This is a genomic window from Pseudomonas sp. MF08875, assembly GCF_059862525.1.
Genome location: NZ_JCBCUW010000006.1, coordinates 75,488 through 90,929 on the forward strand (window position 1 = coordinate 75,488; position 15,442 = coordinate 90,929).

At 64.7% G+C, this 15,442-nt stretch carries 12 protein-coding genes and 1 riboswitch; of the genes, 8 read left to right on the plus strand and 4 right to left on the minus strand.

The features are described 5' to 3' along the window. Positions 1-45: 45 nt before the first annotated feature. The 7 genes from AC19YT_RS05125 to AC19YT_RS05155 all read left to right on the plus strand — a co-directional run bounded on the left by AC19YT_RS05125 (position 46) and on the right by AC19YT_RS05155 (position 8,069). The gene (locus AC19YT_RS05125; RefSeq protein WP_500609872.1) at positions 46-900 is read left to right on the plus strand and encodes a MurR/RpiR family transcriptional regulator; all 855 of its coding nucleotides are present in this window, start codon (positions 46-48) and stop codon (positions 898-900) included. After that, a complete protein-coding gene (locus AC19YT_RS05130) occupies positions 897-1,643 on the plus strand; it encodes an N-formylglutamate amidohydrolase (RefSeq protein ID WP_500609873.1) in 747 nt (248 codons plus the stop codon). The genes AC19YT_RS05125 and AC19YT_RS05130 overlap by 4 nt, the downstream gene beginning before the upstream one ends. Positions 1,644-1,845: 202 nt before the next feature. Beyond that, positions 1,846-2,862 carry an arginine N-succinyltransferase gene (locus AC19YT_RS05135; protein WP_500609874.1) on the plus strand — a complete coding sequence of 339 codons (1,017 nt, stop codon included), beginning with the start codon at positions 1,846-1,848 and terminating at the stop codon, positions 2,860-2,862. Between the two features lie 55 nt (positions 2,863-2,917). After that, positions 2,918-3,952, plus strand: a complete 1,035-nt coding sequence (gene astA, locus AC19YT_RS05140) for an arginine N-succinyltransferase (protein WP_095110730.1) — start codon at positions 2,918-2,920, stop codon at positions 3,950-3,952. A 172-nt stretch (positions 3,953-4,124) separates the two neighbouring features. Further along, a riboswitch (cobalamin riboswitch) is annotated at positions 4,125-4,328 on the plus strand. Between the two features lie 99 nt (positions 4,329-4,427). Continuing rightward, positions 4,428-6,395 carry a TonB-dependent receptor plug domain-containing protein gene (locus tag AC19YT_RS05145; RefSeq protein ID WP_095110731.1) on the plus strand — a complete coding sequence of 656 codons (1,968 nt, stop codon included), beginning with the start codon at positions 4,428-4,430 and terminating at the stop codon, positions 6,393-6,395. Continuing rightward, positions 6,395-7,153, plus strand: coding sequence for a (2Fe-2S) ferredoxin domain-containing protein (locus tag AC19YT_RS05150; protein WP_500609875.1), 759 nt, complete (start codon positions 6,395-6,397; stop codon positions 7,151-7,153). The genes AC19YT_RS05145 and AC19YT_RS05150 overlap by 1 nt, the downstream gene beginning before the upstream one ends. Next, a complete protein-coding gene (locus AC19YT_RS05155; protein ID WP_095110733.1) occupies positions 7,146-8,069 on the plus strand; it encodes an ABC transporter substrate-binding protein in 924 nt (307 codons plus the stop codon). The genes AC19YT_RS05150 and AC19YT_RS05155 overlap by 8 nt, the downstream gene beginning before the upstream one ends. Positions 8,070-8,315: 246 nt before the next feature. On the opposite strand, the gene AC19YT_RS05160 is transcribed toward AC19YT_RS05155, so the two are convergent. After that, entirely contained in the window at positions 8,316-9,368 is a 1,053-nt protein-coding gene (locus AC19YT_RS05160; RefSeq protein WP_500609876.1) for a diguanylate cyclase, read from the minus strand. A gap of 204 nt (positions 9,369-9,572) precedes the next feature. Between AC19YT_RS05160 and hglS the strand changes: the two genes are divergently transcribed. Beyond that, positions 9,573-10,961 (plus strand): 2-oxoadipate dioxygenase/decarboxylase HglS, encoded by a 1,389-nt coding sequence (gene hglS, locus AC19YT_RS05165; protein ID WP_500609877.1) that lies wholly within the window; start codon positions 9,573-9,575, stop codon positions 10,959-10,961. Positions 10,962-11,198: 237 nt separating this feature from the next. On the opposite strand, the gene AC19YT_RS05170 is transcribed toward hglS, so the two are convergent. The 3 genes from AC19YT_RS05170 to AC19YT_RS05180 form a co-directional block, all read right to left on the minus strand. Next, positions 11,199-12,086 (minus strand): serine protease, encoded by an 888-nt coding sequence (locus tag AC19YT_RS05170; RefSeq protein ID WP_500609878.1) that lies wholly within the window; start codon positions 12,084-12,086, stop codon positions 11,199-11,201. A 4-nt stretch (positions 12,087-12,090) separates the two neighbouring features. After that, positions 12,091-13,587: a hypothetical protein gene (locus AC19YT_RS05175; RefSeq protein ID WP_500609879.1), complete on the minus strand. Its 1,497-nt coding sequence runs from the start codon at positions 13,585-13,587 to the stop codon at positions 12,091-12,093. Between the two features lie 114 nt (positions 13,588-13,701). Then, a complete protein-coding gene (locus tag AC19YT_RS05180; RefSeq protein WP_500609880.1) occupies positions 13,702-15,411 on the minus strand; it encodes a sulfatase-like hydrolase/transferase in 1,710 nt (569 codons plus the stop codon). Positions 15,412-15,442: the final 31 nt, after the last annotated feature.

Consider the following 15,442-nt stretch of genomic DNA (forward strand, 5'->3'; position numbering starts at 1 on the left):
AACGGACTATGAAACAAAAACGACACTGCCCGTGCCGGAGCCAGGATGCCCCCCCTCAGAGACTTGATAACCAGCGCTGCCTTGGATTTGACCCCCTCGGAACGCAAAGTCGTGCGTGCGCTGCTCGATCAGTACCCGCGCAACGGCTTGGGCGCCATGTCCCGCCTCGCCGAGCGGGCCGGAGTCAGCGACCCCAGCATCGTGCGCTTGGTCAAGAAACTCGGCTTCCCTGGCTACGCCGAATTCCAGGAAGCCCTGCTCAGCGACATGGACCAGCGCCTGCGCTCCCCCAGCGCCCTTTTGCAACAACATGCCCAGGTCCATCAGGACGATACCTGGGGCCAGTATTTGCACGACTGCCAACGCGCCCTTCAGGAAACCCAGGCCCTGACCCAGGCCGAAGACGTGCGCATCCTCGTGCAATGGCTGCTCGACAACCGCCACCTGGTGCATTGCTATGGCGGCCGTTTCAGCCATCACCTGGCCCAATACCTGCTCAGCCACCTGCGCCTGTTCCGCCCCGGCTGCCAAGCCCTGGAAGACTGCGCTCGGCTGGCCGACGCCATGCTCCAGGTGCAGCACCACGACACCGTGGTGATCTTCGACTACCGCCGCTACGAGGCCCGTGCCCTGCGCGTGGCCACGGCGGCCAAGGCCCGGCATGCGCGGGTGGTGCTGTTCACTGATATCTACGCCTCGCCGTTGCGCGAATTGGCCGACCTGATAATCAGCGCGCCGGTGGCCTCGGGCGCGGCATTCGACACCCTGCTGCCGGCCATGGCTCAGGTCGAGGCGCTGATCGCCTGCATGACCCGCCGCAGCCCAGACCTGGCGGAGCGACTCGATAGCGTGGATGCCTTGCGCAACGAGTTCGGCGTCCACCTGCTGGAGGAAAGATGACCTTGCCCACTGCCGAAACCGGGCTCTACGAGCAGCCCCCATATACTTTGCACCACGAAGACTCGAGCCACCCGCTGATCCTCGTGTGCGAACACGCCAGCCGCTACATTCCGCCGGCCCTCAATGACCTGGGCCTGAGCCCGCAGGCGGCCGCCGAGCATATCGCCTGGGACATCGGCGCCCTGGAGCTGGCTCGCGGCTTGTCCCAGGCCCTGGGCGCGACCTTGCTTAGCGCCAACTATTCGCGCCTGCTGATCGACCTCAACCGCCCACGCCACGCCGCCGACAGCATCCCGGTGCGTAGCGAGATCTACGATATCCCCGGCAACCAGGGCCTGAACGAGGCCGCCCGCGACTACCGCCGCCAGTGCCTGTTCAAACCCTTCCACACCCGCCTGGGGGAACTGATCGAAGCACGCACCGTTGCGGGGCGCGAAGTGCGCGTCGTCGGCATCCATAGCTTTACGCCGATCTATTTCGGCCAACCGCGCACACTGCAAGCCGGGGTGCTCTATGCTCGGGCACAGGCCTACGCCCAACGCGTGGTCGAAGGCCTGCAACGCCACGGCCTGAACGCGGCCGGTAACCAACCTTATGAAATCGACCCCCTGTCGGATATGACCGTGCCCGTGCACGGCGATGCCCGGGGGATCGATGCTGTATTGATCGAGGTGCGCAACGACCTGCTGCACACCCCGCAAGCCGTGCAGCGCTGGACGGAGTATCTGGCGCCGCTGTTGTAAACCTTGATCGCCGACAAGCGCACCGACGCTATGACCTGGCATAGCATTGCAATACCATCGAGCGCCAGGCAGAGCGCACAATAAGCACCGGCACCCCGCCCATTGGCCGTGACCGGGGTCAAACCCGTGGAAAAGACAGTGATAGTCAGGCTCATCCCGCCAAAGCTGGCGCGTAGGAGCCCATTGATACAGGAGTGCATCCATGCTGGTGTTACGCCCAGTCGAGTCAACCGACCTGCCCCATTTGCAGCAACTGGCCCGCGAAAGTCTGCTGGGCGTCACATCCCTACCGGATGACACCTCGCTGTTGCAGGCCAAAATCGATGGCTCCCTGCGGTCCTTCGCCAAGGACGTGGACGAGCGCGCCGACGAGAGCTACTTCTTCGTCCTGCAGGACAGCTTTAGCCAGCGCCTGCACGGCTGCGCCGAGATCATCGCCACCATCGGCTTCAAAGAGCCGTTCTACAGCCTGCGCAATCGCACCTTCATCAGCACCTCGCGGGAGCTGAACATCCAGCACGCAGTGCCGGCGCTGTCGCTGTGCCAGGACCTCAACGGGCACACTTTGCTGCGCGGTTTCCACGTCGACGACGCCCTGGTGCGCGGGCCTTACGCCGAGCTGGGGTCGCGCGCACGCCTGCTGTTCATGGCCGCCCACCCGCGGCGTTTTGCCGAGGCCGCCATCACCGAGATCGTCGGCTACTACAGCGAAGACATGAGTTCGCCCTTCTGGGATGCCCTGGGCAAGCACTTCACCGACCTGCCCTACGCCGAGGCCGAGCGCCTCAGTGGCCTGCAAAGCCGCGAAGCCATCACCCTGTTGATGCCCCATCACCCGATCTACATCCCCATGCTGCCGCAAGCGGCCCAGGACTGTATCGGCAAACCCCACCCGGATGGCCGCGACGCCATGGACATGCTGCTGCGCGAAGGCTTCGAACCCCACAGCTACGTGGACATCTTCGACGGTGGCCCAACGCTTTATGCGCGCACCGCTAACATCCGCTCCATCGCCCGCAGCCAGCTTCTGACCACAGTGCGCCGGGCCCCCAGCGGCGAATTGGGCCGCTACCTGCTAAGTAACGACAAACTGCGCGATTACCGCGCCATCGTCGCCGAACTGGAGGAACCCCTGGAGGGGAAGGTCGGCCTAAGTGATGACATGCTCGAAGCCTTGCGCCTGGACGAGGGCCGCACTGTGCGGTTGATCGCCCTGTGACCTTGCCCCGAGCCCAAGAACTACGCCTGGATAGGCGCGCCCAAGGAGCTGCACCATGATCGTCCGCCCGGTGAATATCACTGACCTGCCCGCGTTGCAGGACCTGGCCCGGCATGTAGACCCCGCGCTGACCAGCCTGCCCATCAGTGAAGAGCGCATGGCCCATCGGGTGCGCTGGTCGCAACGCACCTTCGCCCAACAGGTCGAGCGCGCCGATGCCGACTACCTGTTCGTGCTCGAAGACGACGACCAACGCCTGCTCGGCGTCAGCGCCCTGGCTGGCGCGGTGGGCGAGCGCGAGCCTTGGTACAACTACCGGGTTGGCCTGACGGTGAACTCGGCGCCGGTACTGGGCATCGAGCGGCACATTCCGACCCTGTTCCTGAACAACGAAATGACCGGCCAATCCCAGCTCTGCTCGCTGTTTCTGCGCCCGGACCTGCGCAGCGTCGGCAATGGCCGCTTGCTGTCCACGGCGCGGCTGCTGTTCGTGGCTGAGTTCCCCGAGTTGTTCGGCGAAAAACTCATCGCCGGGTTGCGCGGCTGCACCGATGAAGAAGGCTGCTCGCCGTTCTGGGACAGCCTGGGCCGGCACTTCTTCAAGCGCGACTTCTTCCACGCCGACCACCTCTCGGTGATGGGCAACAAGGCCTCCATCGCCGAACTGATGCCGCGCCAGCCGCTGTACACCTGCCTGCTCACCGAAGAGGCGCAAGCGGTGATCGGCCAAATGCACCCCAACACCCGGCACGCGGCGCAGATCCTCCAGGCCGAGGGTTTCAGCTACCACAATTACATCGATATTTTCGATGGCGGCCCGCTGATCGAAGCGGCGGTGGGCAACATCCGTGCCGTGCGCGACAGCCAGTCCTTGACCTTGAGCATCGGCACCCCGGACGACGAAGCCCCGACCTGGCTGATCCACAACCGGCGCCTGGAAAACTGCCGTATCACCGCCGCCAAGGCGCGCCTGGTGGGCAATCAGTTGCTGATCGACCGCCTCACCGCCAAACGCCTGCAACTGCAACCCGGCCAATCGGTACGCGCCGTGCCCATGGCCCTGCGCCACATGCAAGCTGTCGCCGCGTAACCCTCGCGGTAGCAAGCGGGCTCGCCCGCGCTGGGGTGCGCAGCGCCCCTCGGTGGTGTGGCACCGGGCCAATTTTTACGGCCGCTACGCGACCGAGCGCGGGCGAGCCCGTTTGCTACACCAGTCTCCCCAAAACACCCGCCAAGGTTGACGAACGGTCATGCCAGTGTTCAGATGCCGCCCTGTTTCAGGTGCCTCCTGCCGCCGTGCATGAGGTGAAACGGGAAACCGGTGCGCCCTCCCAGGGCTAGTCCGGTGCTGCCCCCGCAACGGTAAGCGAGTGATGGGTTCAATCAGCCACTGTGCCTCACGGCATGGGAAGGCGAACCCCTCCAGCCTCGCAAGCCCGGAGACCGGCCTGGAATGTTTGTTTGGCAAAAACCTGCGGTGGGCGGGCATGGGCCGGTATCGGCGTGTGCCCGGTACTTTCTCCTGCGTGCTTCTGCGAAAGAAACTTTTTCGAGAAGACCAAAAAATGAATCAACTCCAAACCTTGCGTGCCCGGGCCCTGTGTCCTGCGCCCTTGCATGCCTGCGCGGCCCTGTGCGGCGCCCTCCTGAGCCCGGCCCTGCTGGCCGATGACAGCGCCCTGACCCTCGAACAACAAACCGTCAGCGCTCCGTCCGTGGAATCCACCACCGTCGCCGAGATGGCCAAGTACGGCAGCAAAGTGGAGATCGTCAGCCGCGAGCAGATCGAGCGCGCCGGCCCCAGCAGCGACATCTCCCGCGTCCTGCAGATGTACGTACCGGGCCTATACGTGGCGCCGAAAAACGGCCCGTTCGACTACGGCACCTATTCCCTGCTGGGCGGGCGCAACGACGACACCCTGATCCTGCTCGACGGCGTGCGCCTGAACAATCGCCTGTATGGCGGCATTTACATCGACACCCTGCCTGCCAACGCCATCGAGCGCATCGAAGTGCTCAAGGGCGGCCAGAGCCTGCTGTTCGGCACCCAGGCCGTGGCCGGCGTCATCAATATCGTCACCCGCAGCCCGCAAAGCCGCGACATCGGCGGCGAGGTCAACCTGGGCCTGGACAGCTTCATGGGCAAAACAGGCGACGCCCGCGCCGAGCGCATCGTCAGCAACGGCTGGGGCGACCTGGGCCTTTTGGCCTACGTCAGCCACAACGTCTCCGACGGCTACCAACCGTTTCGTAACCGCGACTACAGCGCCAACACCACGGACAAAAAGCGTTCCTACGAGGTCACCACCTTCGGTGCCAAGGCCATCCAGGCGTTGGGCGACGATGCGCGCCTGGAGCTGTTCTACCAATACTCCGACGCCAACCTGGACTTCGCCCGGCCCGCCAACAACCGCAAAACCACCAACGACCGCGTGCAGCAAATCGCCACGGCCACCTTCGAGCACAGCCTCAGCGAACGCCTGAGCTATTTCGTCAAAGGCCACGTCAACGACTGGGACACCCGCTACACCCGCATCAACAACGCCCCGGGCGGCGCCACCACGGTGGTCAACGACAAGGATTACTGGGGCTTCACCGACTGGGGCGTGCAGGCCGAAGGCAAGGCCGAACTGGACGGCGGCCACGTGCTGGTGTTCGGCGCCGACAACCAGTGGTTCAAGGGCCAGGACGATGTGCTCATCATCGACGACAACCAGGCCCAGGCCCACGCCCTCTACACCCAATTGCGCCCGGTGATCGCCGCCCTGCCCGACTGGCACCCCAGCCTCGGCATCCGCCACGAAGCCATGAGCGGCGGCGATAGCGCCACCGTGGGCATGCTCACCTCGCTCTATGACCTCAACCCCAACTGGCAGCTGCGCGGCCAGTACGGCAGCGCCTACAAGCTGCCCAACGCCGAACAGTTGTTCGCCCGCGAAGACGATGAAATCGGCAACCGCAACCTCAAGCCCGAAAAAAGCCGCAACGCCGAGCTGGGGCTGGACTACAAGGGCGAACTGCTGAACCGCGACTTCAGTGCCAGCGTCACTGGGTTTAGGCGCAAGATCACCGACCTGATTGCTCTGGACGACATCCACTGGACCAACAGCCAGGGCGAGGTGCGGGTGCGCGGCGTCGAACTGGACGGCAAATGGCAGCTGGACGAGCGCTGGAGCCTGTCGGCGGACATGACCCGCAACCTGGTGGAAGGCAACCACGGCGTCACCCTGACCAACATCCCCAGCTTCTTCGCCCGCTCGCGCCTGGCCTTCGACGCCGACAATCGCCTGTGGGGCGTGGCCGGCGCGGTGCGCTACATCCGCAGCGTGGTGGGCGCCAAGGAGGTGGAATACGGCCACTACGCGGTAGTGGACGCCGACGCCTACCGCTACCTCGACAACGCCCGCCAGCACCGCATCAGCCTGCTGGTGGAAAACCTGCTCGACCGCGACTACGTCACCAGCCGCGCCAGCTCGGTGGACAACCTGGGGCGCCCGTTCACCAGCGAAGTGCGCTACACGTACCGCTTCTGATGAACACCCCAAGCCCATACCAACAGGTGCTGTTCGTCGGCCCGGGCCTGCGTGACGGCTCGCAAGGCCAGGCCTTTGCCGCCGCGTTGCGCACCTTGCGCGGCGCGGCGCCGAACGAGCGGATCATCGACACCCTGCACAGCTTCGACGGGCTCTGGCAGGCCCTCCAAGCACCGCGCCAGCACCTCGGCGAGCAGGTGCTGGTGGTGGACCTGGAGCCCGCGTCCGACAGCGCCTACCTGGACTGGTTGCGCGATGAGCTGGCGCGCCGCGCGGCCGCCCACCCGCAGGCGCCAAGGCTCTGGGTCACCGCCTCGGCCCTCGGCCGCCGGGGCCTGGAGGCCGACGCGGTGTGCGCCGAGGTGGCGCGCAGCGAGCGCCACTTGCCCTGCGAGCGGGTGGCCCCGGTGGCCGCCGACCCAGGCTGGGAACACCCGCCGGCCCACGCCCGCCACCTGTTTTTGTGCACCGGCCCGCGTTGCGTGCGCCGGGGCGCCCTGGCGCGGTGGAAAACCCTGCGCCGCCATTTGCTCGACCATCACCTGGTAGAAACCCCGGGCGGCGTGCTGCTGACCCGCACCGCTTGCCAGTTCCCATGCAACCGTGGGCCACTGCTGACGGTTTACCCCGATGCCTGCTGGTACCGCATCGCCACCGACGACGACACCCGGCGCCTGGTGGACGAACACCTGCTGGGCAATAGGCCGGTTGCGGCCCTGCTGATCCATCCGCCCCCAGGAGGCGTGCCCGATGCGTAGATTCTTCGTTGCCGCTACGTGGCTGTGCCTGGCCGCCCCAGCCTTTGGCCAAACCTATGGCAACTGCGGCCAAACCTGGGCCGTGGCGCAGCCGCCGCAGCGCATCGTGGCCCTCAACCAGCACAGCGCCGACACCCTGCTCAGCCTCGGCGCCGGCGACTTGCTGGCCGGCGTGGCCTATATCGACGACGACGGCGCAGCCATTGAACACGGCGCCTATCGCGCCATCCCGGTGATTTCCCGGCTCTACCCTTCAGCCGAAGTGCTCTATAGCCAGCATGCCGACCTGGTGGTGGGCGGCTTTGCTTCGGCGTTCGACAACAACCTGACCTCGCGCGCCACCCTGGGCGCCAACGGCATCGCCAGCTACTTGATGGAATCGGCCTGCGACGGCCGCTCCCTGGATTTTTTCGGGCATATCCGCAACGACCTGCGCACCCTCGGCGCGCTGGTGCGCCAGCCCGAGCGCGCTAAGCAGTTGATCGCCCGCCTGGATGCCGACCTGGCCGGCGCCCGCGCGCTGCATGACGAAAGCCGAGTGCTGTCGGTGTTCTACCTCGACAGCGAGGTCAATGGCCTGCACAGCGTCGGCACACGGGGGTTTATCACCGCCCTGCTGGCCGCCGCGGGCGGGCGTAACAGCTTCGCCGACGTCGACATCCCGCGCCTGAACGTGAGCAATGAAGTGCTGTTGATGAACGACCCCGACGTGATCCTGCTGGCCGACGCCGTGTGGTCCCCGGCCAGCCGCAAGCGCCACCTGCTCCAGACCGACCCGCTGCTCTCACGCCTGCGCGCCGTGCGGGAAAACCGCCTGATCGACATCCCCTTCGCCCACCTCGTGCCCACCCCGGCCAGCGGCGCCGTGGCCCTGGACCTGGCCAAGCGGTTCAAGGCCATGGCGGGCAAGCGGTAGGGGTTTCACAGCGTAAAGAGCGACCTCTGTGGGCCGCGTTGCCGGGCTTTTGTGGGAGCGGGCCCGCCCGCGATGGCGGCATTGCAAGCGCTAGAGGGGCATCGGCTGTACCGACCTCATCGCGGGCGGGCCCGCTCCCACAGTTGAACTGTGATTTTCCTCTGTATGAGCGAGCCTGCTCGCGAGGGTGGCACGCAGTGGCGGTGACCAGGGGTAAGGGTAAGACAGTTGCTCCCACAAGGTGCTTCAGCCCACCGACGCCGCTACTCCACAAATCACCCGATTACGCCCCGTGGTCTTGGCGGCATACAAGGCCTGGTCGGCGTGGCTGAGCCACAGGGTGGCGTCGCTGTGGGCCGGGTCGTAGGCGGCCAGGCCGATGCTCAGGCTGACTTTCAGGCTCGGGCTCTGGGCATAGCCCAGGCAGGCAAAGCGCTCGCGCAGGGCCTCCATCACCTGGGCGGCGCTGTGCAGGGGCACATCCGGCAAGATCACGCAAAACTCGTCACCGCCATAGCGCCCGGCCATGTCGCTGGCGCGCAGGTTCTGCGTGAGGATGCGGCTCAACTGGCGCAGCACGATGTCGCCGGCGACATGGCCATAGGTGTCGTTGATGGTCTTGAAGTGGTCGATATCGATCAAGGCAATTGCCCCGCTGCGTGATTGCTGGCGGCAGCGTTGGAACTCCAGGTCCAGTTGATCCTTCCACGCCCCGTGGTTGAGCAGGCCGGTAAGGCTGTCGGTGCGGCTCAGGGCCAGCAGCTCGCGTTTGTGCCGGCCCAGGGTGGCGGCCTGGCGATAGCAGATCCAGCCCAGCGCCAGCGGGTAAAGGCTCAACAACGGCAGGCTGGCATACAACTGCACAGGCGTGGTATGGGGGATGAACAACGGGGCGAAAATCATCAGGGAAGTCGCCACGCCAAGGCCCTGGGCCATGAACCCGGCCAGCAGAAAGCGAACCCCGCCGATGGCGACGTTGTTCATCGCCATCATCGACAGCGAGGTGACACTGGGCAGCGGATTGAAATGCATGGCGCCGACCCAGAACCCGGCCATGTAGGAGTCGATCAGCAGGTTACGCCGCTCGCTGTCGTAGGGCGCCTTGGCCAGGCGCGAGCACAGGTACGCCAACGGCGCCCAGGCAAAGCCGTTGAACAGCATCAAGGCCCAGACCCAGGCCGGCGGGTGCAGCGGATACATCGCCGCGCCCACGCAAATAAACCCCAGGGCCAGGCCCAGGGTACGTGAGCTGTAAAGCCTCCTTGCCAGTGAACGTCCCTTGTCGCCGGTGTGAGGCATCGGGGGCCAAACTCCTGTGACAGGTAAACAGCGTGAGGGGAGTCTATCAGGGCAACGTCAAATAGCTATCACCGACCGGCAGACCGCGATCCAGGCACCTACAGCAGTCCGGCAAAGAATGAAGTCGGGAAGAAACTTCGTTTGCCAGCCCCCCGCTTGCCCAACAGAATCGCGCCATCGCCCTGTTGCCTGGAACCTACCGCCATGAGCCACCCGCGTTTTGTCAGCCCCGACCTGATCCGCCAGCGTTTTTCCCGGGCCATGTCCGACATGTACCGCCACGAAGTGCCACTGTACGGCGTGCTGATGGAACTGGTCGCGCAGACCAACGCCCGGATGCTGGCCAACGACCGCCAGGTGGCCGAGCAACTGCGCATGACCGGCGAAATCGAACGCCTGGACCTGGAACGCCACGGCGCCATCCGCGTCGGCACCGAGGCGGAACTGGCCACCCTCGCCCGCCTCTTTGCGGTAATGGGCATGGAGCCGGTGGGCTACTACGACCTCACGCCTGCCGGGGTGCCGGTGCATTCCACCGCGTTCCGCGCCGTGCACGAGGCGGCGTTGCAGGTCAGCCCGTTCCGGGTGTTCACCTCGCTGCTGCGCCTGGAGTTGATCGACAACCCGCCGCTGCGCGAATTCGCCCGCGCCACCCTGGCCCGACGCGAGATCTTCACCCCCGCCGCCCTGGCCCTGATCGACAAGGCCCACACCGAGGGCGGCCTCGACGAGCGCGACGCCAATGCATTCGTCGCCCAGGCCCTGGAAACCTTCCGCTGGCATTCGCGCGCCACGGTCAGCGCCGCGCAGTACCAGCAACTGAGCCAGCAACATCGCCTGGTGGCCGACGTGGTGGCCTTCCCCGGCCCCCACATCAACCACCTGACCCCGCGCACCCTGGACATCGACGCCGTGCAGGCGCAGATGCCCGCCCACGGCATCACCCCCAAAGCCGTGATCGAAGGCCCACCGCGCCGCCACTGCCCGATCCTGTTGCGCCAAACCAGTTTCAAGGCCCTGGACGAAGCCATCGCTTTTGCCGGCCAAGACGCCAGCCAGGGCAGCCACGGCGCCCGTTTCGGCGAGATCGAACAACGCGGCGCGGCCCTGACCCCGGCTGGCCGCGCCCTCTACGACCGCTTGCTCGATAGCGCCCGCGACGCCCTGCAAGCGTTCCCCAACGAAAGCAACGCCCTGCGCTACGAGCAATTACTGGCCCAGCACTTTGCCGACTTCCCCGACGACTACCCCAGCCTGCGGGACCAGGGCCTGGCTTATTTCCGCTATTTCGTCACGGCCAAGGGCCAGGAAGCCGCTGGCCAACTGCCTGCCAACGCGGGCCTGGAGGCGCTGGTCGCCGCCGGCCATCTCGGTTTCGAGCCAGTGGTGTACGAGGATTTCCTGCCGGTCAGCGCGGCGGGGATCTTCCAGTCCAACCTAGGGGACAACGGCCAGGGGCACTACGATTCGGCGTCCAACCGCCAGGCCTTCGAGCAAGCCTTGGGCCGCCCGACCATCGACGAATTGGCACTTTACGCCCAGACACAACAACGCTCCCTGGAGCAGTGCTTCAAGGTGCTGGGGCTGGGGTAACAGGAACGGGAATGAAACGCGGGAAGGAATAAGAAGGGAGTTCGCCCAGTGCAGTGGCCTCGGCAATCCATGCACCGGTAAAGAGCCGTGACACTGGGCGAACGGGGTGGATTCTAATCCAGGAAAAGCGCGCTGTGGGCGCTCATTTCAAGGTTTTTTCCGGGCAGCGCAGAACCCGCTGAAACCCCCGGCCTAGAGCCTTCTTGAACTCACCAGTCCGACCATTTACAAGCCTGCTCAGCAGCGCGCGTAGCCACGGCTATCGAGCACCCTGCAATCGAGTTTGGCCGTGTCTTGAATCCACGTTTTGTGCACGGACACCTGGGTGTACACGCCCGGCAGCGGCGTGTCCTCGCAGCCCTCGCCAAAACTGACGATGCCCAGTTGCATCGCCTGCTTGTCCTTGCCCAGCACGTACAACGGGCCGCCGCTGTCACCGCGACAGGCGCGCTTGGCGTCGCCGCCGCCCTGGTCGCCAGCACACAAGGTCCCACCCGGCAGATTCGGGCGTAAGTGCTTGCAGGCGGCGTGTTCCATCACAGGCACCGAGGCTTGGATCAAATCCCGCGAGCCCAGCCCCAAGTCACTGCGGGCCCCCCAGCCGGCCACGTGGAACTGCGGCTTGGCCGCCACCACACTCTTTTCCTGCGCCGCATCCGGCAGCTCAATGGCATGCAGGCCGGGCACCGGCTTGGCCAATTTCACCAGGGCGATGTCGTAGTACTTGGCCTTGCAGTCATAGCCGGGGCGAATCACCACCTCTTCAACCTGATAGGCCGGGGTTTGCTCGTTGAGGGTGACCGAGCCGAGCAACAAGTAAAACCCGTTCCTAGTCAGGTTCTGTTTACAGTCGCCCTCGCCATTGTGAAAGCAATGGGCGGCGGTCAGAGCCCATTGGTCGTTTATCAAGGTGGCGCTGCAAAAGGCTCCCGCCGCCCGGGGCTGGTCCTTGCGCAGCATCGCCACCTGCCAGGTGTTACTGCCCTGCGCTACCCGCGTGCCGCCCCTGGTCAACAAGTCATAGGCCGTTTGTATGGTTGCCGTGTCCGCCACGGCCAGGCTCGCCACCGCGAGTGCCAGCAGCCCCGCGTGCGCCCAACGGGCGCTCATTCTTTTAAAGCCCATGGCATCAGTCCAGGTGCGGGTAAGGGGCGGCCCGCCCGGCATCGCGGTAGGCCTTGTTGGCTTTGATCTTGCTGTCCAGCAGCTTGGCCTTGGCCGCGCTCAGCTGCGAAGCTGGAATGTCGGGTACGGCACTGGTTTCAATCAGCACAGCCTGGGCGTACTCCACGGCGTAGTCGGCTTGCAGCATGCCCTCATAGCCTTCGCGCTTGGCCTTGTCCGCCGCATCCCGGGCCGCTTCCCGCTGCGCGGGGATCACTTTCGATTGCACCAGCGTCGAGAGTTCGTCCTTGGAGGCAGCCAGCGCATTGCCCAGGTAAGCGGCGAACTTGCTGCCTTCGCGGGTTTCCACCAGGGTGGCGGTGGTGATGAAGTAGCCGGTGGTGCCAGTGACCGTTGGCAGTGTCGAGCACTTTTGGGCCTCAAGCTCTCCCTCTGCATTGCGGGTGGGCGGTATTTGGCAGACCGAATGGGCCCAACTCACTTGCGCATCGCTGATATAGGCGTCCTTGAGGCCCTTCTCCAACGCCAAGCGCGAAGGTTCATTGCCATAGGTACAACGCTCGTCGTTCAACGCGAAGTTGCGCGGCACACTGCGATTGTGTTGCTGCAACTGGTGGCAATAGGCCTGCGCCGCCGCTTGCACCGAGGTGTCGTAAATCGGGGGCCGAGTCGGCAGCGCGGGCGTCTTGGGATGGTCGTGCCGGTAGCGGCTATTGATGATGTCGTAGGCCAGCACATAGGGCGCCGCCTGGGCTTCTTGGCGGGTTTGGGCGACCTTCGCGTCAGCCATGTCCGCGGGCAAGGGGACGGGCAAGCTCTCCATGCCGACCATATCGCCGATCTGCTTCTCGTCCCCGGCCCTGACGCCGGCGAACTTGAACTCGAAGGCGCTGAAGGGCGCAGCACTGCCCGGCGTGGCAAAGGTAACCGCGATTGAATAATCCCGAGTTTTCTTAAACCAGGAGCTTTCCTGAAATTTCTCAACTTTGAAGTAGGTAGGAATCAACTTTAAGTATTGTTTTTCCACTACCACCGCAATCGCTGACAGCCTGAACTGGACATTATTTATCCCTGCGAAGTTAGTGATTCCGTCAGCCCATGGATGCTCGGCAACCGTATCTTTGGTAGGGTCACCGAAGTTGGCGCGGACAATTTCCAGGCAACGGCTGCCATCACTCTTTTTTAAATCCCCCTCTTCGGTGACGTCATAAAACTTGCCGTCGACCCGCGCCTGGCTACTCACCGCCTTGCTCTGCCCTGCCGCTTTCAAGTAATCGGCCCCGGCATCAATGGCCCCCGAGATCAACTTCGGCACCACAATGGCAACCACAGCAGCCCCCACCACTGACTGGTAGGCCGTGTTGTTGGTAATGGTTTTCACACCACACTGAGTCCGCCACCCCACTCGCGTTTCAATCAACGAAGAAGGCGCTTTACTGGCAGGCGCAGACGCACAACCGGCAACTAACGAAGTTGCCAAACACAGACTGACAAGGCGCATGATTTCCTTCCCTTTATGACCTTGGCAAGGAACTGACTGCATCCCTGCATTGTTTTTTAAGTTGATGACCCGTGGGGACTTTCCGACAACGCTAGCAGTAGGCCATTAATCTGTCTAATCACCAAAAGCGCTTGGCCTTAGTGTGAAATCAACGGGGCCGGGGGGCGTGACGACCTGGCCCAGATCAATGTGTTTGAACAGTGGTTTAGCGCCCAGGCGTGCGTTGAAGCGGTAATTGAAACTGAACGCATCCTCGGTGGGTTCGCTCAAGGGCTTGCCGTAGAGCGGGCGGATGGCCGCCAGGTTGTAGCCCATTAGCGCCAGCAACGTAGGAAAAATATTGTAGTGGCTGGAACGGTCCTTGTTGCCGGGCAGTGCGGCTTGCCAGTCGAGGGTCTGCAACTGGCGGCCCTGGATCACCACCAGCGGCACCAGCCCTTCTTCTGGCATCGGGTCGCTGCCGCAATGGGTGTCCAGCCCCGGGTTGCCGCGTTCGTGCAGGTCCTGGCCGTGGTCGGAGGTGTAGATCAGCACCGCGCGGCTGAGGTCGGCCTGGGCAAATACTCGGGCAAAGAACTCGCCGACGTTCCACAGCAAGGTGTTCTGGTAGGCGTTGCGGTAGCGCTGCCAGTCGTCCGGCCGGCCGTCGAAGCCGTCGCGCGCGCCGGTGTCGGAGATATCGGCATAGCCCCCGCGCGGCAGCGCCGGCCGGTAGCGCATGAAGGCGTCGGGGTATTTGTCGTGCACCGGAAAGTGCGCGCCCACCTTGTTGATGACCACCAACTGCGGTTGGCCGTCGTTGAGCAAATCGATCAATTGCCGGGCCACGGCCATGTCGCGGTCACGCACGGGGACGTCATCGAACTGGATAAAGCGCTGGATGTCCTGACGCTCCAGGCGTGTCATCAGGTTCTGCAAATGCCCGCCGGTGCGCTGGGCGTCGATGTACACCGTGGCCAGCCCGGCCTGGCGGGCGTACTGCCAGATCGACGGTTGGGTGGCGTTGATCCGCAGGTAGTCCTCGCGGGTGCCGCCAAAACGCAGGGTGACATTGGTATCGGCACTGCAATTGGCAATCGCGGCGCCATAGCCGAAGTTGAAGATAGCCACCCCGGCGGGCGCTTGCCCCAGGTGGCTGGGCACACCGCCGGGGGTGTTGATGTCCAGGTAGTTGCCCGACACGCTTTCGTCGATCACCAATACGATATCGTGCCCCACCGCCCCACCCTGGCGCGCCAGGGTCACCGGTTGGCGCGGGCCCACGGAGGCCTGGGCGCTCTCATAGGCCAGCAGGTTCAGGTACACCAGGGGCGTGAACAACCCCGGCAGGCCCATGGCCCCAGCCCCCGCCCGGGCGAACAACAACACCGACAGCGCCAGCACGGCCACGAAGGGCGCCGCCACCGCCAGCACCTGGGGCACCCGCGAAGGCTGGCGCGGCGCCACACCAATCCCCAGCAACAGCAACAACCCCGAGCCCAGGGGCCAGATGAGCGCCGCGCCGTATTGCTGCAACGCCTCCCCGATAAACCCGGCCGAGTACACCAGCGAGACAAACTGGCTGTAGGTCAGGTAACTGGCTGTCACCCTCGCGTAGCCCTCGAAAAATACCGCCGCCCCCGCCAACACCACGGCCAGGCCCCAGCGCAGCACAGGTGGGGGGATGGCAGCAGTGAGCCACAGTGCCAGCACCAGCGCTGCGAACAACACGCCATAGGCCAGCAGCGGCCAGCCCCAGCCTAGGGCGGCGAGGCGTTCCTGGTACTGGCCCAGGCCCGTGAGCAGGTACAGGCCAAGCAAGATGGGTTTGAGGCTGTGGCGCATGGCGTCCCCGGAAAGAAGGCTCGATAGCCTT